The sequence below is a fragment of the Parabacteroides sp. genome, from assembly GCF_977054455.1.
In genome coordinates this window covers 1-16879 of the sequence record NZ_CDRTCT010000001.1, presented here as the reverse complement: position 1 = coordinate 16879, position 16879 = coordinate 1, and the positions used below count along the sequence as shown (strand labels likewise).

Genomic DNA, 16879 nt, shown 5'->3' with positions numbered 1-16879 from the left:
TTCTTGGAAGTGTATGCATCAATGAAAGTCTCGCTTCAAGGCTGTTTTAGGAGGGTGCGAAACTTTAGATCTTAATTGGGGGATAAAGGTTATGAAACAAACGTACAAACACAAAAAGGGGAACCTTCACGGCCCCCCTCTTCCTAAACTCACTATTAATCTTTTCTTTTAGAAGTAAAGATTATTTATTAAGAAAATTACAAACTATCGTACACTAATTTTCGTCACGACAGCCTCGCTTCCTGTTCCTAATTTCACCAGATAGATACCAGGATTAACAGGTATTTGCGCCGTAGAACTGATCGTTGCCTGATAGACAACAACGCCTGTCAGATTAACAACGGCAACCCGTACCGGTGCTACAGGCCGGATATGGATATGCTTGTTTCTGCCGTAAACGACAGTATTGGCGATAGCCTCTTCCAGTCCGGTAGCGAAATCGACTGTCACTTCGCAGGTAGCAGTCTTGCCGCCATCGACAGTCGTAACCGTGATCGTAGCCTTGCCGACCTTAACAGCCGTTACCTTACCGTTTGCATCTACCGTAGCGATGCTTTCGTCGCTGCTCTTCCAGGTCACGCTCTTATCAGAAGCGTCGGACGGGCCAACAGTAGCAAGCAACGTATAAGAATCCAAACGCGGAAGCGTCAGTTCGGTCTTATCCAAAGACACACTGCTGACAGATACGGTTGTCGAACCGCCACCGCCGGAATTGGGTTCGGCTTTGAAGCCGATCAGGTTCTTTGTATAAATCAAAGAGAAGTTCGGATTTTCTTCTTTTGTACTTACCTGATAAACATCATTACCCAAAGAAACAACCTGTACGGCATTGCTAAATACGGAACCGGAAACAGGTTTGCCGGTTTCACGAATCGTATAAGTCAATTGTTTTTTAGCATCAGTTGGAGAAGAGGCTGTTTCAGGAACAGTCACCACGATAGTCGGTTTCAGGATTGTTCCCTCCAAAGCATCCGTTGTAGACAATGTATAGTTAGCAGCATTATCTCCTGCCAAGCTCCCTAATGTAAACTTACGCGGACCGACCTCTGCATTATCCAATGTCACATTCAGGCTTACAATGTCATTACTCAATATACCTTCAGATGTGAATTCATCCAAAGCCATATTTGTCTGGCCTGTATAGTATGCACTGATCGGTGCTGACACTGTAATTGCTTTCTTGGCAATCTCGCCTGTAACGCCAGAAGCCAAATTATAGTTATTTGCATCTGCACCCGTCAGGATAGGAGCCTGGGAAGGATTGATCGTCTTTTCTCCAGCTGCAGGAGTGGCATAGTTGAATGTTACCCCTTCCATATCCAAAACGACATTATCATTGCCATTTACACCTGCTAAAGTTACCGAACCTGTAGCCAGAGTTAAGCCGTCATACGTCTTGCTCATGTCAGCTGTATAGGTAACTTTCTTCGGAGTTACGTCATACAGTTTGACTTTGACATCGCCAGATGCACTTGTTGCAATAATAGCAACTTTACCAACGCCATTTGCGGTCAAATCAGTTCCTTCAACAGATAAACGATTTAGATCAGTAGATGAATAAGTATAACCATTTACATTAGTAATAGTAGCTGTACTTGCAGCATATTCGATTACCGTTGCCTTTTCACTATTCCAGCCTGCCCAATCATCACCTGCTTTTGTTCCTAACAAAGCATTGGTTACTTTTAGTGAAGAAGTAGGAATGGCATTTACACTATTTGTAACACTACCATCATCTCCTGTTACTTGGAAATAGCCGTTTACCAGTGTTTCTGAAACAGTCAAGTTCTGATGTCCGGCAGAATCGACAACCAAATATTTAGGCTGATCAACTACTTTATAAGCCACCACTACCGGAGTCCCTTTTGTAATAGTCAGAGTACCATTCTGGGCTGTCAGATTGTAATTCCGGCATAAGTTGCCATCAATCTTCAACGTCAATGTACCTTCTTTTTCGTTTTCGGTAACATCCAACTTGCCGGTATAAACAGAAGACAAAGATTCACCTTCAACAAGACCTTCGGCAGTGAAAGAATACTTCGTATAACGTTGGTTGTACATACGTGTGACGTCGTCAACTTTTACAGTTGCATCTTTCTTTATGATTTCACCTTTCAGGCCGGTTGGCTGTATCAAAGTGTAATTGGCAGCTTGTGCACCTGTCAAAGTCAATGCAGAAAGAGAGATCGCATGTATACCGACATTCTTGCTTGCATAAGTGGCGGTAGCACCTGCTGCAATACTAACGGCATCGCTGCCTATTACCTTATAGTCACTTGACAAAGTGATTGAAGGCATAGTCTTTACCTTTGTATCGCCATCGTACGTTTTCGGTGCGAAAGCAGCAACCTCAGCTTTAAGCGGTCTCGGAGTTACTTTGATTGTCTTCGTTACAGTAGCAGAAGAATAGTTTTCATCTGCGGTGCGGGAAACAGTTACGACAACATCACCTGCTGCCGTCGGTTTCAAGACGTTCGTATTGCTGATCGTTGCACCAGACGTAACCTTAAAGGTATAGTCGCCCTTTGCAGCCGCTTGATCACTCGATACAACCAAAGCCAAGCTGTCGCCATAAACGATTGAAGAAAGGACCTTGTCGTCGAACTTCAGGTTCTGCGGAGTACCGGCTTCTACAGTTACATCGATTGAGGCTGTTCCTGTATTGTTGGATTGTTCAGCTGTTGTTGCCGTAAAGGTAATCGTATGTTTTTTTGCAGCAGCGTCAGATACCTCAAATTTATAAATACCGTTCGTATCCGGAGTAATAGCATCATTAGATGCAAGAGCGACTTCAGATTCGGCATCCTTAGCTGTTACAGTTGCGGTCTCTAAACCACCGGCATGTACTAATTTAGCCCGTACTGTAATTGTTTTAGCTTCAGCATTTCCTGTAACCTTTGCATCTACAATTTCAATCTTAGGATTAGTAGCCTTAACGGTTAATGTACCCTTTTCAAATGTAATTGCATAATTATCGGAAGTCAAGCCGTAAGGCATAATATCATAACCGCCCTCTTTCACCAATGAATCAGGGGTAGCGGAACAGATGAACTTTAAAGTTCCGTCAAGTTGATCTCCATCTTTTAAATTTTTAGTTTGTGCTGTAAAGGTTGGAAGTTCTGAACCGAATGTATAATCTGTTACATTATCTGCTGTTACTGTAGCCTTTGCCTTTACCACTTTAGCAGTTACGAATGTGATCGGAGCCAAGGTATAACGTTTGGCTGAATCCGCGTTTAACAAAGCGTTCAAGTCTTCATTTGTTATCTCAACCGGAACTTTGTCTCCCACATTCTTATTTGCACGTTTTCCTGTCGGGAGATCAGCTTTGAAATATCCAGAAGCAACAGCTTCCCAAGGCAATCCGGAAACAGCAATATTGTCAGCCCATTTCAAAGTTACATCATCTTTAGCATTATAAACGATTGAATCGCCATTATTACCCTCACCATAGTCCGGAACAATACCAGCCGTCAGGATCAAAGCGCGTTTCGTGATCTTCAGTTTCTGGGTGTTAGTAAGGCCATCTTCATATCCATTATCACTACTGTCAATCTTACCATCATTATTCGAATCTTTTTTCACTTTCAGCGTCAATACAACTTCGCCAGGATTCAGGAATGAGAGAACACCATCATTACTCAATGAAACGAAATCACTTCCCTCTGTTGCTGTTACTTCCACATTCTTTGTATTAAAAGCCAATTTGACCGGAGTAGAAGCAAAAGCCACACTATCCGGCAGATTTGTGATTAACGGGGCAACATTGATTTCACTAAATGCAAATTTCTCTCCTTCTGCACCCTCGGCATTATAAGTCAACAATTTAACCGCCTTGCCTTCAGCCAGCATCTTGGATGCATCCGCCGAATTAGTAGTAATATAACCGTCTTTGCAGGTTGCCGAAACAGAACCGTTAATTGCGAAAGGTTCACCATTCAGTTCTTTCAAAATATCATCGCATGTTGCATCCGGAGCAATGATAGTGCCACCATTTGTCTTCATGCAATAGAAAGCATTAGCCGCTTTATGGTTATCTGCTCCTTTAATATAAGCATACGACCATGCATCATTGGCAGTCATACGGACATAACCGAAACTCCGGTCGTCGTATGTATTTTCCAGGGCAATTGCAGCATTGTCAATTGTTGATGATTGTGCATCCTGAACAATAAGATTGATTGCAGTCCAATTATCCACAAGGCCGTTACAACCGGTTATTGTATTGCCGGTAATCGTATAGGATGCAGATGCTGATTTTGTAGTAAGGTCGATACCGTTAGCAACATATTTGCTCTTATCGGCTTCCGGTACGATACCATTCAATTTACAATCCTGAATCGTCACCTTATCACAAGTACCGAGGATAACAGTTTTTTGCGGACCATCTGTTCCGATAGAAGTTGCATTGATAGTCAAGCCTTTCAGAGTAACGTTTTCACCAGCCAATGCGATATGGCCGTTAATCGTGCCCTCGCCGCTTAATGTAATACCTTCACCGATCGACAGTGGTTTGTCGTTGTCGAAAGTCCAGGTCTTGCCTTTTTCTATTCCAAATTCGGAAATAATAGTGGAAACATTCTTTTTGAATGTTGCAAGTTTTGCCTTAGCCCCGATTAGTTCGATATCGGCACTTTCTAAACCTTGCCCAATCTGCATGACAGGATTGTCTGTTTTTGAATTCACAAACTTAAAAGTAGCCTTTCCGGTAACACACGGAATAATCTTTCCATTCGTATCAGAATCCGCCCAACCGTTTACCGGTCCGAGACAAGCATTGATTTGCCCCAAATCATTAAATGTACAACCATCAAACGTACAAGTAATATCTTTGACCGTTCCTCTGTTTACAGAAGCAAACTCATAATATGATCCCTTTTTGGCAAATGTGCAATTGGTAAGTGTTGCCTCAATCTGATCTGCACGTCCATTTGCAAGAACACCGTAGAAAGAGGCAATTTTGGTATCCTTCAAAGTGACAGTACTTATCCCGGTACGTGTATAACCCTGGCCACCCCCGCAGCCGATACCTTCGGTTATCTCGCCGCCTGTCATAGTCAACTTAACAGTTTGTACGCCATTCACCGATTCAGCCAACGGTGTTTCCAATGTATTCGATGTCAATCCGGCATCATAACCGCCAGCATAAAGATTTGCGATCTTTGTATTTTCACCAGAGATATTGATTTCTACTTCATTTGACTTTGCATAGAATTTACCACCGCCTTCTAAAAGATTGCTGACAGTACCACCTGTAATTATAATCGATGTTTTTCCTTTTACATCAGCCGGAGTTCCGGTAGTCTTATTGCCTTCACCATATCCGCCTCCAAACAAATCAGCAAGAGTGCCGCCCGTCATGACAATAGTAGAGTTGTCAACTATGGCATTCTTCATTCCGCCGTACAACCCGATATTCGTTTTCACAGGGTCTAAAACCATCGCTTCGCCTTCACCTTCATTCGTTAACGCGATCTTAGTTTTAGTCTCCGATGCGGAAACGGTTACAGGAAGTCCTCCTGCATACACCAATGTAGCATATTTACCGGCATTAGTACCTGTCAACGCTTTTGTTTCCAAAAGAAGTCCGGCATAATAACCACTATGAGATTGTGCATAAGCATTAGGAGTTGAATAAACCGTATCGGATTTAGTAATAAGATCCGTACCCTCCCCTACAACAACAGAAAATGTTCTGGTTGCTAAAACGGCATTGCTTTGCTTTAAATCCACAACCTCCAACTTGCAATTATATGTACCTGCAACCGTCGGTGTCATCAAAATAGGAGACACTAAATCACTAAGAGGAAAACCGGCTTGCGGTCCAAACAGATACTCACCTTTTTCAGCTATCCAAGTATTCCATTTGCCATCCTGGAAATACTTCAGTCCCAGAGCACTTAGTTCGGCAGGATTCGAGTCTGTCAAGCTAATTTTCACACGGACATTAGTTGCTTTCGATGTTCCTTTTGCCGTACCTACATTAAACACAATAGGCTTATTGGTAACGGCAGCATCCAAATCGGTGAAAATCTCCGGATTAGTATCAGCCGCTTGTATCCACCCTACATTCGTCACCGCCATAAGGACGGCAAACAACATTAGTAATATCTTTTTCATGAAAATAAAATTAAATTGTAAGTATTGAAATAATAAATTCCCTATACTCGTTTAATGTGTAATTTATGGGATTACACGTAAACGGGTTTCTTCTCGCTTTGGTTTCTTCTTTATTTCATCGGCAATACAAATTTGGGTTCCATCAATTCCCGGAGTGGAGGTTATACAAATAAAAAGAGGCGCAGGAACTGTTGATATATCTATTTGTGAGGCTCTCGACTGCCCTTCGTACCAATATAAACAACACCCCCGCGCCCTTTTAAACTTGTATATAAGCGTATGCAAAAACATACGGATAGATATAACAAGAAAAGGTACGCGAGCGTTTAGTTGTCTATTATCCGGTACGAATGAAATTGTCGAGATTTCACAAACAGGATAATATCTTTTTAACGCTTCTCGTAATCAATAAAATGCAGGAACCCGCAACGCTATGCAGGTGTGCAGGGGCAAAAATAGGCCTTAAATTTTAATAAACAAAGAAACAAAGAAGAAAATATTTAGATTTATGAGTACACTTGAAAAGGAACGATCTTTTTATGATCGGTGTGGTTTATATTGTCGATATAATCATCCCTATAAATTATCATTTACCGATTCCATTTTGCTTAAAGCAAACATATTGTTATTCCTTACTTATTGTACGATTTTCCCAAATACCCGTTGGTCCAAACCGAAACAGCAGCGCATGAAATTTGATTTTATACCCTATAAATTTCAAATTTCCTGCAAGGGTAATATTTTTTAAGAAACAAGATATTCAGCAATAGCCTGAATATTAACAAGCTATGGATATCAACCTTTTTTGGAGGGGTTCTTGTATTTTTTATTGCCCTATCTTTGTCCCGTCAGAAAATTTAAAAGAGCAACTTCGTAACATCATATCCCCGCCTCCTAATCTTGTCGAGCAGGTTTTCGAGCACAGCATCGGGTAATGTTTTTTCGCGGCTTAGAATCCAGAGATATTTGTCCGAACTGCTTCCTACCACCACATAACGATAGGCCTCATCCAGTTCGAAAATGTAATAATCGGCGTAAAACCATAAAAAGAAAGCGACCTTCAACTTACCCGGATTATTTTGCGGGTCCGGTTGCTTCGCACGCCCAATCGCTTTACGGTGAACCCCGTCTTTCACACCCTCGTTTTCAACCCGTATCTTTCCATCCGGCAATAAGGTATAGGTAGCCGTGGCTTCTGTCATGCCCTTTTCAAAATGATTCTCGTAACGGGCTATTTCGTACCAGCGCCCCATATATCGTCTGACATCCAGTTCCGCCACCGTATGATGGTCTGTTACGTCCATCAGCTTCTCGATCGTCGGGCAGAGGTATGTAAAGCCGGATTCCAATAGTTTGGCGGGACGGACATTTTGTCCCTTTGTCAGAAACGAAGCCCCTTCCCCATACATCAGCCGGAACAAGAATTCGGGCAAGCGCATGGTCCAACAGATTCCATCAGCCCTTGCAAGCACATGCGCCAATTGTTTTTGAGTGATACTTTGGGGAGAAACCAGATTGACCACATCCCCAATCTGCCTGTTCCTTATGATAAACTCAAAAGAACGGCACAAATCATACATGCTGATCCACGGATACCGTTGCTCGCCACGGCCGATCACCGCGCCGGTCCGCGTAAGATGTTGCAAACGAAGCATCTCTTTCAAAGCCCCGCCATCCCTTGAAAGGACGATCCCGAACCGGGTTATGACCAGGCGCGTTTCCGGCGGGCACCGACGGGCCTCCCTTTCCCAGTCGGCACACAAGCGGGCCAGAAAGTCATCACCTTGTTTTCCGTTATACTCGTCATACTCGCCGGAAGCCGGATAATACCCCACGGCAGAAACGGATATAAACAATTCGGGCAAGACGGTCATTTGACCAATAGCCGCCACCAACCGGCGGGTGACCGGAATACGGCTGTCATACAATTCCTGCTTATACGCTTCGGTCCACCGTTTGTTGATCGGAGCACCGGCAAGATTAATGACCACATGAGCCCCTTCCACGCTCCGGCAAAGCGCATCGAAGTTCAGTTCTTTGAACAAATCTCTTCCCAAAGGGACAACTTCGTAGCCCTTCTCTTCGAAAAAACGGGTGAGATGACCGCCTATATATCCGCTTGCTCCGGTAATTGCTATTTTCATACCTATTGACCTTTATAATATATATATAAACCGATTCCGACCGCATATCGTTTACCGGCAACCGTTGCAAATGCTTCCAATTATGATTACTTTTGCCATCCTATTAAAAAGCGACAAGATCATGGCAGACAACTATCTGGAAAAGAAATACGAAGAATATCAATCCCGCAAGTCTTCCGGTAAAATGGAAGGCCGGTCGGCGAACCGCCCATACGGTGGCAGGAAAGCGGCCGTTATCCGCAAAACCAGGAGAGTCTTTGTGACAGGAGGTGCGGAAGGCATAGGCAAAGCGATCGTAAAAGCTTTCCGTTCCGCCGGACACCGCGTGGCGTTCTGCGACCGTAACGAAACGGCGGGAAAAGAGACGGCGTTGCAGACCGGAACCTCTTTTTTCCATGTCGACGTAAGTGACCGAGAAGCGCTTGAGAACTGCATGCAGCAGATTTTCAAGGAATGGGGCGATATCGATATCGTGATCAACAATGCGGGAATCAGCCGTTTCTCCCCGATCACGGAGACCGGCGTGGAAGATTTCGACCGGATATTATCTGTGAACTTGCGTCCGGTTTTCATCACTTCCCGCAGGTTGGCCATCCACCGCCAATCACTGGAGTCACCCAATCCGTTCGGCCGGATCGTCAATATCTGTTCCACCCGCTATCTGATGAGCGAACCCGGCAGCGAAGGGTATGCGGCATCCAAAGGCGGCATCTATTCGCTGACGCACGCCCTTGCACTCTCGCTTGCCCAGTGGCATATCACGGTCAACTCGATTTCGCCGGGCTGGATCGAGACGCACGACTACGAACAACTTCGCCCGGAAGACCACTCCCAACATCCATCGGGACGAGTAGGCAAACCGGACGACATCGCCCGTATGTGCCTGTTCATCTGCCAAGAGGAAAACGACTTTATAAACGGCGAGAACATAACGATCGACGGAGGGATGACGAAGAAAATGATCTATATCGAATGACAACCGCTATACCATAGGCATGGCACAACCGTTTCCATAGCATGAAACTGCCGTTTCCTCGGTATGGCACAATCGTTTCATGCCGAGGGAACAACAGTGCCAAGGGCATGAAAAAACCGTGGCACAACTATAAAAGATCATCAAAGCCGGACTCCTTTTCTATTTCCATATACACTCCGGAGACAGGGTGCGTAAACCCCAAGTATTCGGCATGCAGATACAAGCGGCCTGCTTGCTTGCCATACAACTCATCCCCTACTATCGGGGCATTCAAGCCAAGCGGATGGGCCGAATGGACACGCAACTGATGTGTGCGCCCGGTTCTCGGTATGAAAGAAATAAAAGTACGCCCCGAATCACAATACAACACGGTATAATCAGTCACGGCAGGTTTCCCGCGAACCGCATCGACCACCTGCCGCGGCCGGTCTTCCGGGTCCGGGCGGAGAGGGAGTTCGATATGGCCTTCTTTTTCCTCCACAATGCCATCCAACCAAGCGACATACCGTTTGCACACCGTCCGGTTCTTGAACTGCGCCTGCAAGTTCTGGTGCACTTCTTTCGTCTTGGCGATAAGTATCAGGCCGGAGGTCGCCATGTCAAGGCGGTGCACGATCATCGGCCCGGTCGCTTCGGGATACATCCGTCGCACCCGTCCGTAGACGGAATCGATATCCGATTTTCCGGGAACCGACAACATGCCGGCCGGTTTGTTCACCACCGACAGCCATTCGTCTTCATACACGATTTCCAACTCCGTATCCCGGTGCAAATCCGTTTCCAACGGGTTTTCCTCGACGTGCAGGCCTTGCAGCATGTGCTTCAGGATCGGTCCGCATTTCCCCTTGCAGGCCGGATAATAATATCCATGACGGCGGATCTCGTTTTTCGGAGAATCTCCCCACCAGAATTCAGCCATAGCCAGAGGTTGCCAATCGTTCCGGTAAGCATATTGCAGGAGCTTGGGAGCCGCACACTCGCCTGCACCTGCCGGAGGCGTCTTTTGGACGGTATCCTTAAACAGGTCGCACAAATCCCGCTCCTCTCCACGGGCGTTCAGCATACGGAATTGTTTGAAAAGCCATTGTTGAAGAGCAGCCGAGCGGGTCTTGCGTTCCGCTTTGAGGCGTTCGATTTCCGTCTCGAACACCTCTACTTCCGCTTGGAGGGAGGCAAGGCGGTCTTTCCAATATTGTTTCTGCCGTTTCAGTTCCGCTTTTTGAAACTGGCTTTCGCGGATCAATTGTTCCGGATCTACCCGCGTGACGGCCGAACGAAGGCGGTCACGTTCTTCCTTGGCCGCTTTCATCCGATCCCGCGTCTCATCCAAAACCTGTTCGGCAAAGATCGTCTCGTCGGCCAACCGTCGCTTGCAATCTTTATATCGCGCATCTTCCTGCAACTCCTCGATCCGCCTGCTGATTCCCGATATCCGCTCTTCTTCGATCCTGAAAAAGCCGTCCGGTTCTTGTACGTCATAGACCGGAGGCACAAAATAAGCGTGCCGGTTCTTTCCTGCCAGGATACCGGAGAAGGCTACCAGATAGCCGACCTCCCCCTCTCCTGTACGGACGATCAAAACGCCGAACATCTTCCCCTTCCGCAATTCCTCCTGCCATTCTCCTTTTGCCTCCAAATAGCGCCCGACCTCGCCCGCCGCCGCCACACAAAGGGGATGCGGAGTATAATGGAACGGATAGGTAAACTTTTCCGGCAGAGAGAGAAGAGAAATAGAATCTGCAAAATAGTGAAGTTTGTCCATGCTTTTTCCGAATCAAAACGTTTTATCCGGCAAAAGTAAAGGATTTTTTTGGACAGCTCCGTTTTATCCTGTAGATTTGTAACCATCAATTTTAGACCAATTAATAATTAGTGTTTTAACAAACCATGAACAGACTCATCATCGCCTTGTTAGGTTCCGTCCTGTATTCCGGCGCAAGTATGGCCCAGAAACAGACCTATTTCACCAATCCCGTTATTCACGGGGATGTCGCCGACCCGTCCATCCTGCGGATCGACGATACTTATTATGCAACGGGGACTTCCTCCGAATGGGCTCCTTACTATCCGGTATTCATCTCTAAAGACCTGGTCAACTGGAAACAAACCGGACATGTATTCGAGCAGCAACCGGAATGGACCAAGTCGTCGTTCTGGGCTCCCGAATGGTATTATCATAACGGAAAGGTTTATGTGTACTATACCGCGCGGAAGAAATCGAACAATACTTCCTACATCGGAGTAGCTACCTCCGACTCTCCGACTGGCAAATTCAAAGATCACGGACCGGTAGTCGAATTCGGGACGGAAGCGATCGATGCCTTTATCCTCGAAGACAAGGGTGATTTATACATCAGTTGGAAAGCCTACGGGTTGGACAACCGGCCGATCGAACTCCTCGCCGGCAAACTGACTCCGGACGGATTGAAGCTGGCCGGCAAACCGTTCAGCCTGCTCCGCGACGACGAACGTGCAGGGATGGAAGGACAGCACTGGTTCAAAAAGAACGGTTACTACTATCTGATCTATGCAGTCAACGGTTGTTGCGGTCCCGATAGCGATTATGCCGTAGCTGTCGCCCGCTCGAAGAAGCTCGAAGGGCCTTATGAAAAGTATGAAGGAAACCCGATCCTGCACGGAAGCGACGAGATACAATCTATCGGTCACGGTACGCTGACGACGACGCCTGACGGACGTATGTTTTATCTATGTCACGCCTATGCGGAAGGCAGCGATTTCTTTTTAGGGCGTCAACCTCATCTCCAGGAGTTGCGTTTCGGAGAGGACAACTGGCCTTATTTTGTCACCGGTGAATATGCCCGCCTGGCACAACCGATGCCTTTTGCCGACTGCGTGCAAGAGCCGGTAACCGGTTTCTTCGATAATTTTGCCGGTTCGGACCTGCGTCCGGAATGGAGCTGGAATTATCCGTACTCGAATGTCCAGGCTAAAATCGAAGCGGGCAAATTGCGTTTGAGCGGTTCTCCCAAGCCGGAATGCAAGACCGGAGAGGCGCTTTGCCTTCGTCCGGCATCTTCGGGCTATACATTGGATGCCGGCATCACCAATCGGAACGGTAGCTGGAAAGGGATCACGCTTTATGGCGACAACAGCTACTATCTCGCTTACGGTTGTGTCGGCGACCGGCTACAGATAAAACTCGTCCGTGAGGGGAAGGAGCAACAACTGGCCGATCTGCCACTTCCCAGCGCGGCATTGCATCTGCGCATGCAAGTGAAAGAAGGACTCCCCTATCGATTCGCCTGGAGCAAAGACGGTAAGAAATGGACTCCGGTGAATCACGGTCTATCGGAAGAAGCCATACGTTCCCTTATTCGCTGGGACCGGGTGGCGCGTCCGGGACTTTATCATGAAGGGGACGAAAAGGCACCAGCCCTGTTTGAATACTGTTCTTTATCTTACCGGTAAGATGCTATCAACCCGTATCCGACAAGAACGATAGCCGCTATCCGGCATCTGCTTCAAGAGTTTTTCCATAAGTAGAAATCCATTGTTATTAGAAATCCATGCAACAGAAAATAGATGGGTCTGCAATTAGTCCAGATGAATCAGAAATGCTAAAAGACGAATTAATCGATACCGTGCAAGTTTCGGACGACTCCCTTGAAATTCGGCAAATCCTTCGCCATAAGAAACGTTTCCTCGATCTCCTGTTGTTGGCCGATGAACAGGAATCGATGATAGACCTCTATCTCGAACGGGGAGAAATGTTTGCGTTGTACGACCGGAATATCCTAAGAGCTATTTGTGTCGTCACGGATAAAGGTGACAAAACGGTCGAACTCAAAAATATTGCAACCGTTCCACAATATCAGAAGCTGGGATATGGCAAAAGATTGATCCGGTTTATCTCCGAACATTATGCAGGGAAATACGACACCCTGCTTGTCGGTACAGGTGAAAGTACGCTGACCGTCCCTTTCTACGAACAGAACGGATTCAGATACTCGCATCGTATCAAGAATTTCTTTACCGACAATTATGATCATCCGATGTACGAAGATGGCAAGCAATTAGTGGATATGGTCTACTTACGAAAAGAACTTTCCGAGTGACAAAGTAGCAACAATTCGATTCAGAAGATAGACAAATACATACAATAAAAAAGGCTGACAATCGGAACTGTCAGCCTTTTTTGTGGAGATGGAGAGATTCGAACTCTCGTCCAAACGAGGAACTAATCTGCTTTCTACATGTTTATCTTCGCCTTCGATTGTCGGGTACAAGCAAGACCGAAGCCACCCACTTGAACCTTATCCTCTAAAGTTTCGCCTGAAGTCCGAGGCTTACTTCAAACTATCTCCGATATTGCTGCACCACCTGATCGGAACGCTTCGGAGCCACAGCATCCGGGTGATGTCACGTCCCCGCAACTTTTGCAGGGATTAAGCTTGAATCTACTATACTTCGATTAAGCAGCGAGAGCGTAATTGTTTTCGCCAGTTAATTGTTCGCCGTCTGAGATTTAAGTGCAAGCCGACCACGCACTACATGCTTACAAACCACTTCTACCCGCTGTCAAAACCGGTCATCCCCATGATTTGTGAGTACAAAGATACGAAAAATCGGGAATCTTTGTACTCTATTTAGTTTTTTTATTCTATCACACCGATCTCACGGAACCAGTCTTCAGCCCTGTCAGGCCATTCATTTACGGCTGCTCCCGTATCTCTCAGGCCGTAGCCATGACCACCTTTACTGTATAGATGCATCCATGCGGGCACACCGGCTTCTTTCAAGGCATAATAGTAGAAAAGGCTACTGTTGATATATGATTTATCGTCTTCGGCCTGAATCATCATTGTAGGAGGAGTGGCTGAAGATACTTTTACCTCCGGAGCCAACTGGAAGTTTTCACCATCCAGATAGGCAGGATAGACCAACAGGCAGAAATCCGGACGGCAACTCACTTTGTCTGCTGCATCCACGGCCGGATAAGTACGTTTATCGAAATTGTTGCTTGCCATCGCCGAAAGATGTCCGCCGGCAGAGAATCCCATTACTCCGATCCGCTGAGGGTCCAGGTTCATTTCTTCCGCATGGGCCCGGACATATCCGATCGCACGTTGCACGTCCTGCAAAGGAGCTTCATGTTTCGCACGGCCCTCGCGACGGGGAACCCGGTATTTCAATAAAACGGCAGTAACCCCCAAATTATTCAACCATTCACAGACTTCATCGCCTTCCAAGTCATAAGCCAGAATATTATAACCACCACCCGGACAAACCACAACGGCGGCACCTGTTGCCACTTCATCGGGAGCCGGGTAAACAGTAATTGTCGGTTCACTTACATTCGTGATGCGAAGGACCGTCTCGCCTCCGGTCTTTCCACCATCACTATCAGCCTTTTCGATCAACTTGGTTGTTTCGCCCGGCGCACCTTTAGGGAACAGCAAAATAGGATTATTTTGGGCCATAGCTGTCCCCATTACACAACTCACTCCAACAAGCAGGAGCTTCCATTTTCTTATCATAGCATACATAGTTTAAAGAATTTATACGAATCATTTTGTTTGAGGATAATTAGGACTATACAGCATTGTTGTCTCCCGTACGACCAGCTTTCCGTCTTTTACGAAAGTTTCGCCGCGCTCCACCAGATGATCGATCATTGCCTGGCGCATTTCCTTAAGCCGGGTAGCATAAGCCGGCTTACCGGAACATTCCACCAATTCTTTCGGATCTTTCCGGAGATCGAACAATTCTTCTTTTCCGGTATGGAAATTCCAGACATATTTAATTTTACCATCTGTCAATGCGCACCAGTAATTATCCGGGCTATAGCAAGTGGCATGCTCCATATCCAAATATTTACGCCACTCATTTTCCCGGCCTTGGACCAGTTTCAACAACGATTTGCCATCCATATCGGGAGGAACGGCTCCACCTGCCAACTCGATAAAGGTAGGCAAAAAATCACGAAGTTCGACCGGCTGTTCGATCTTTGCTCCCGAAGGAACCGTTTTGGACATTCCGGCAGGCCATTTCACGATATAAGGGATATGAGTTGAACCTTCATATGGATATGTCTTTCGCCAATGATAATGATCGCCTAACATATCTCCATGATCGGCCGTGAAACAAATTATCGCATTGTCATACATCCCCTTTTCCTTCAATGCTGCAATAACCTCTCCGATCTGGTCATCGATAAAAGTAATATTCGCATAATAATGCCTACGGGAATTAACGGCATATTCATCGCCGAAATTACCGAAGGGAGCGGTGGGGGCCGCTTTTTCGGGATCCAAACGTTCTGCATACTTACCACACCAATCACCGACAGACGGCTTGGGTATATCAACATCCTTATACATATCCAGATAGCGTTTGGGAGGATCATAAGGACTATGGGGACGAGCAAATGAGACTTTCAGGAAAAGAGGTTTATCACAATTATAATTCCGAATCAATTCGCAAGCGGTCTGACCGGTCCAGGCCGTCGGATGCAAATTCTCCGGTAATTTATAGATACCGGCCCCATGGGCATTCCAACCGATACCTGTCAAATCCGGATTCTCACCCGGCGCATGAAGCTGGAACCATTCCCGATAATCACTAATAAAATCTTTCGATTCGACACGTCCGCTCTCATCGATCAATGTAGCATGGAAACCATGAAGAGCCTTCTGGGGAAACCAGTGCATTTTTCCGACACCAAATGTATAATAACCGAGATTACGCAACATTTGCGGCATCTCGTACGTGTACTTTTCCGCAACTTGGCCATATCCCAGCATACCATGATGCCAAGGTGACATCCCGGTCAAAAGTCCGGCACGTGCAGGCGTACTGCTTGGAGAAGCAGAATATCCCTTTACAAACAAAGTTCCCTCTTTAGCCAAACGATCGAGATTAGGAGATATGATAGCAGAATTTCCCATACAGCCAAGCGCATCTCCACGATGCTGGTCAGTCATGATCAGAATGACATGCGGCTTTTTAACCTGTACACTCTCCTCTCCGGCTTCTTCTTTCGCATAAGTATCAAAACCTAATCCGGAAGTCATTAATAGTGATGATTTAAGAAACGTTCTTCTCTTCATTTCAGATGTTTTCTACATTTAGATTTGAATAGCGAAGATAAATATCTTATTTGATAATTGTATCACTAAAGCGTTATTATTTATCAGAGACATTTGATTACCCAACTAAAATATTCCATTATTTCGTAAATAAGAAATATAAATTCAGATTATACAGGATAAAAAATTAGATATGTACTTTCTCAGATATCTTCAAATAAAAAAAGCCGACTCAAAACTGAATCGGCTTTCTTGTCAAGCTTTCGCTCTCTCTTTCTAAAACGGCGGCTATCTACTCTCCCACTTTTACGCAGTACCATCGACGCGGTTGGGCTTAACTTCTCTGTTCGGAATGGGAAGAGGTGGATCCCCAACGCTATAACCACCTTAATACCTTATAGATCTATTGATCTGTTACTTTAAGATGTTTGACTGGACAACTCCAGCAGTCTTGTAACCCTTTTTGATTCGAGCCGGCGTCCTTCCGACGCCCTACAAATATATCAATCCTTCCTGTCGATAAGAAAGTCTCGGGCGATTAGTACTACTCGGCTTCGACATTGCTGCCCTTACACCTGTAGCCTATCTAC

The 16879-nt window shown here is 45.9% G+C and carries 8 protein-coding genes, 1 rRNA gene and 1 other RNA gene; 3 read left to right on the top strand and 7 right to left on the bottom strand.

Features of this window, described 5'->3' with window-relative positions:
• Positions 1 to 204: 204 nt before the first annotated feature.
• Positions 205 to 6120: an Ig-like domain-containing protein gene (locus ACW6QF_RS00050; protein ID WP_456086352.1), complete on the bottom strand. Its 5916-nt coding sequence runs from the start codon at positions 6118 to 6120 to the stop codon at positions 205 to 207.
• An 857-nt stretch (positions 6121 to 6977) separates the two neighbouring features.
• Entirely contained in the window at positions 6978 to 8264 is a 1287-nt protein-coding gene (locus tag ACW6QF_RS00045; protein WP_456086351.1) for a TIGR01777 family oxidoreductase, read from the bottom strand.
• A 121-nt stretch (positions 8265 to 8385) separates the two neighbouring features.
• Between ACW6QF_RS00045 and ACW6QF_RS00040 the strand changes: the two genes are divergently transcribed.
• The gene (locus tag ACW6QF_RS00040; RefSeq protein WP_456086350.1) at positions 8386 to 9240 is read left to right on the top strand and encodes an SDR family NAD(P)-dependent oxidoreductase; all 855 of its coding nucleotides are present in this window, start codon (positions 8386 to 8388) and stop codon (positions 9238 to 9240) included.
• Between the two features lie 127 nt (positions 9241 to 9367).
• Here the strand turns inward: ACW6QF_RS00040 and ACW6QF_RS00035 are convergent, their stop codons facing one another.
• Positions 9368 to 11002 (bottom strand): pseudouridine synthase, encoded by a 1635-nt coding sequence (locus ACW6QF_RS00035; protein ID WP_456086349.1) that lies wholly within the window; start codon positions 11000 to 11002, stop codon positions 9368 to 9370.
• A gap of 125 nt (positions 11003 to 11127) precedes the next feature.
• On the opposite strand from ACW6QF_RS00035, the gene ACW6QF_RS00030 reads away from it, so the two are divergent.
• Entirely contained in the window at positions 11128 to 12669 is a 1542-nt protein-coding gene (locus ACW6QF_RS00030) for a family 43 glycosylhydrolase (protein WP_456086348.1), read from the top strand.
• A 146-nt stretch (positions 12670 to 12815) separates the two neighbouring features.
• Entirely contained in the window at positions 12816 to 13316 is a 501-nt protein-coding gene (locus ACW6QF_RS00025; protein WP_456086347.1) for a GNAT family N-acetyltransferase, read from the top strand.
• 80 nt (positions 13317 to 13396) lie between these two features.
• Here ACW6QF_RS00025 and ssrA read toward each other — a convergent pair.
• The 4 genes from ssrA to rrf all read right to left on the bottom strand — a co-directional run bounded on the left by ssrA (position 13397) and on the right by rrf (position 16679).
• Positions 13397 to 13797, bottom strand: a transfer-messenger RNA (tmRNA) gene (gene ssrA / locus ACW6QF_RS00020).
• A 59-nt stretch (positions 13798 to 13856) separates the two neighbouring features.
• Positions 13857 to 14738, bottom strand: a complete 882-nt coding sequence (locus ACW6QF_RS00015; protein ID WP_298546777.1) for an alpha/beta hydrolase — start codon at positions 14736 to 14738, stop codon at positions 13857 to 13859.
• Positions 14739 to 14768: 30 nt separating this feature from the next.
• Positions 14769 to 16310, bottom strand: a complete 1542-nt coding sequence (locus tag ACW6QF_RS00010; protein ID WP_456086346.1) for an arylsulfatase — start codon at positions 16308 to 16310, stop codon at positions 14769 to 14771.
• Between the two features lie 258 nt (positions 16311 to 16568).
• A 5S ribosomal RNA gene (gene rrf, locus ACW6QF_RS00005) occupies positions 16569 to 16679 on the bottom strand.
• Positions 16680 to 16879: the final 200 nt, after the last annotated feature.

Coding starts and splice junctions, on each gene's coding strand:
- ACW6QF_RS00015 (WP_298546777.1), bottom strand. CDS start 14,738: ATGATAAGAAAATGGAAGCTCCTGCTTGTTGGAGTGAGTTGTGTAATG.
- ACW6QF_RS00035 (WP_456086349.1), bottom strand. CDS start 11,002: ATGGACAAACTTCACTATTTTGCAGATTCTATTTCTCTTCTCTCTCTG.
- ACW6QF_RS00030 (WP_456086348.1), top strand. CDS start 11,128: ATGAACAGACTCATCATCGCCTTGTTAGGTTCCGTCCTGTATTCCGGC.
- ACW6QF_RS00045 (WP_456086351.1), bottom strand. CDS start 8,264: ATGAAAATAGCAATTACCGGAGCAAGCGGATATATAGGCGGTCATCTC.
- ACW6QF_RS00040 (WP_456086350.1), top strand. CDS start 8,386: ATGGCAGACAACTATCTGGAAAAGAAATACGAAGAATATCAATCCCGC.
- ACW6QF_RS00050 (WP_456086352.1), bottom strand. CDS start 6,120: ATGAAAAAGATATTACTAATGTTGTTTGCCGTCCTTATGGCGGTGACG.
- ACW6QF_RS00010 (WP_456086346.1), bottom strand. CDS start 16,310: ATGAAGAGAAGAACGTTTCTTAAATCATCACTATTAATGACTTCCGGA.
- ACW6QF_RS00025 (WP_456086347.1), top strand. CDS start 12,816: ATGCTAAAAGACGAATTAATCGATACCGTGCAAGTTTCGGACGACTCC.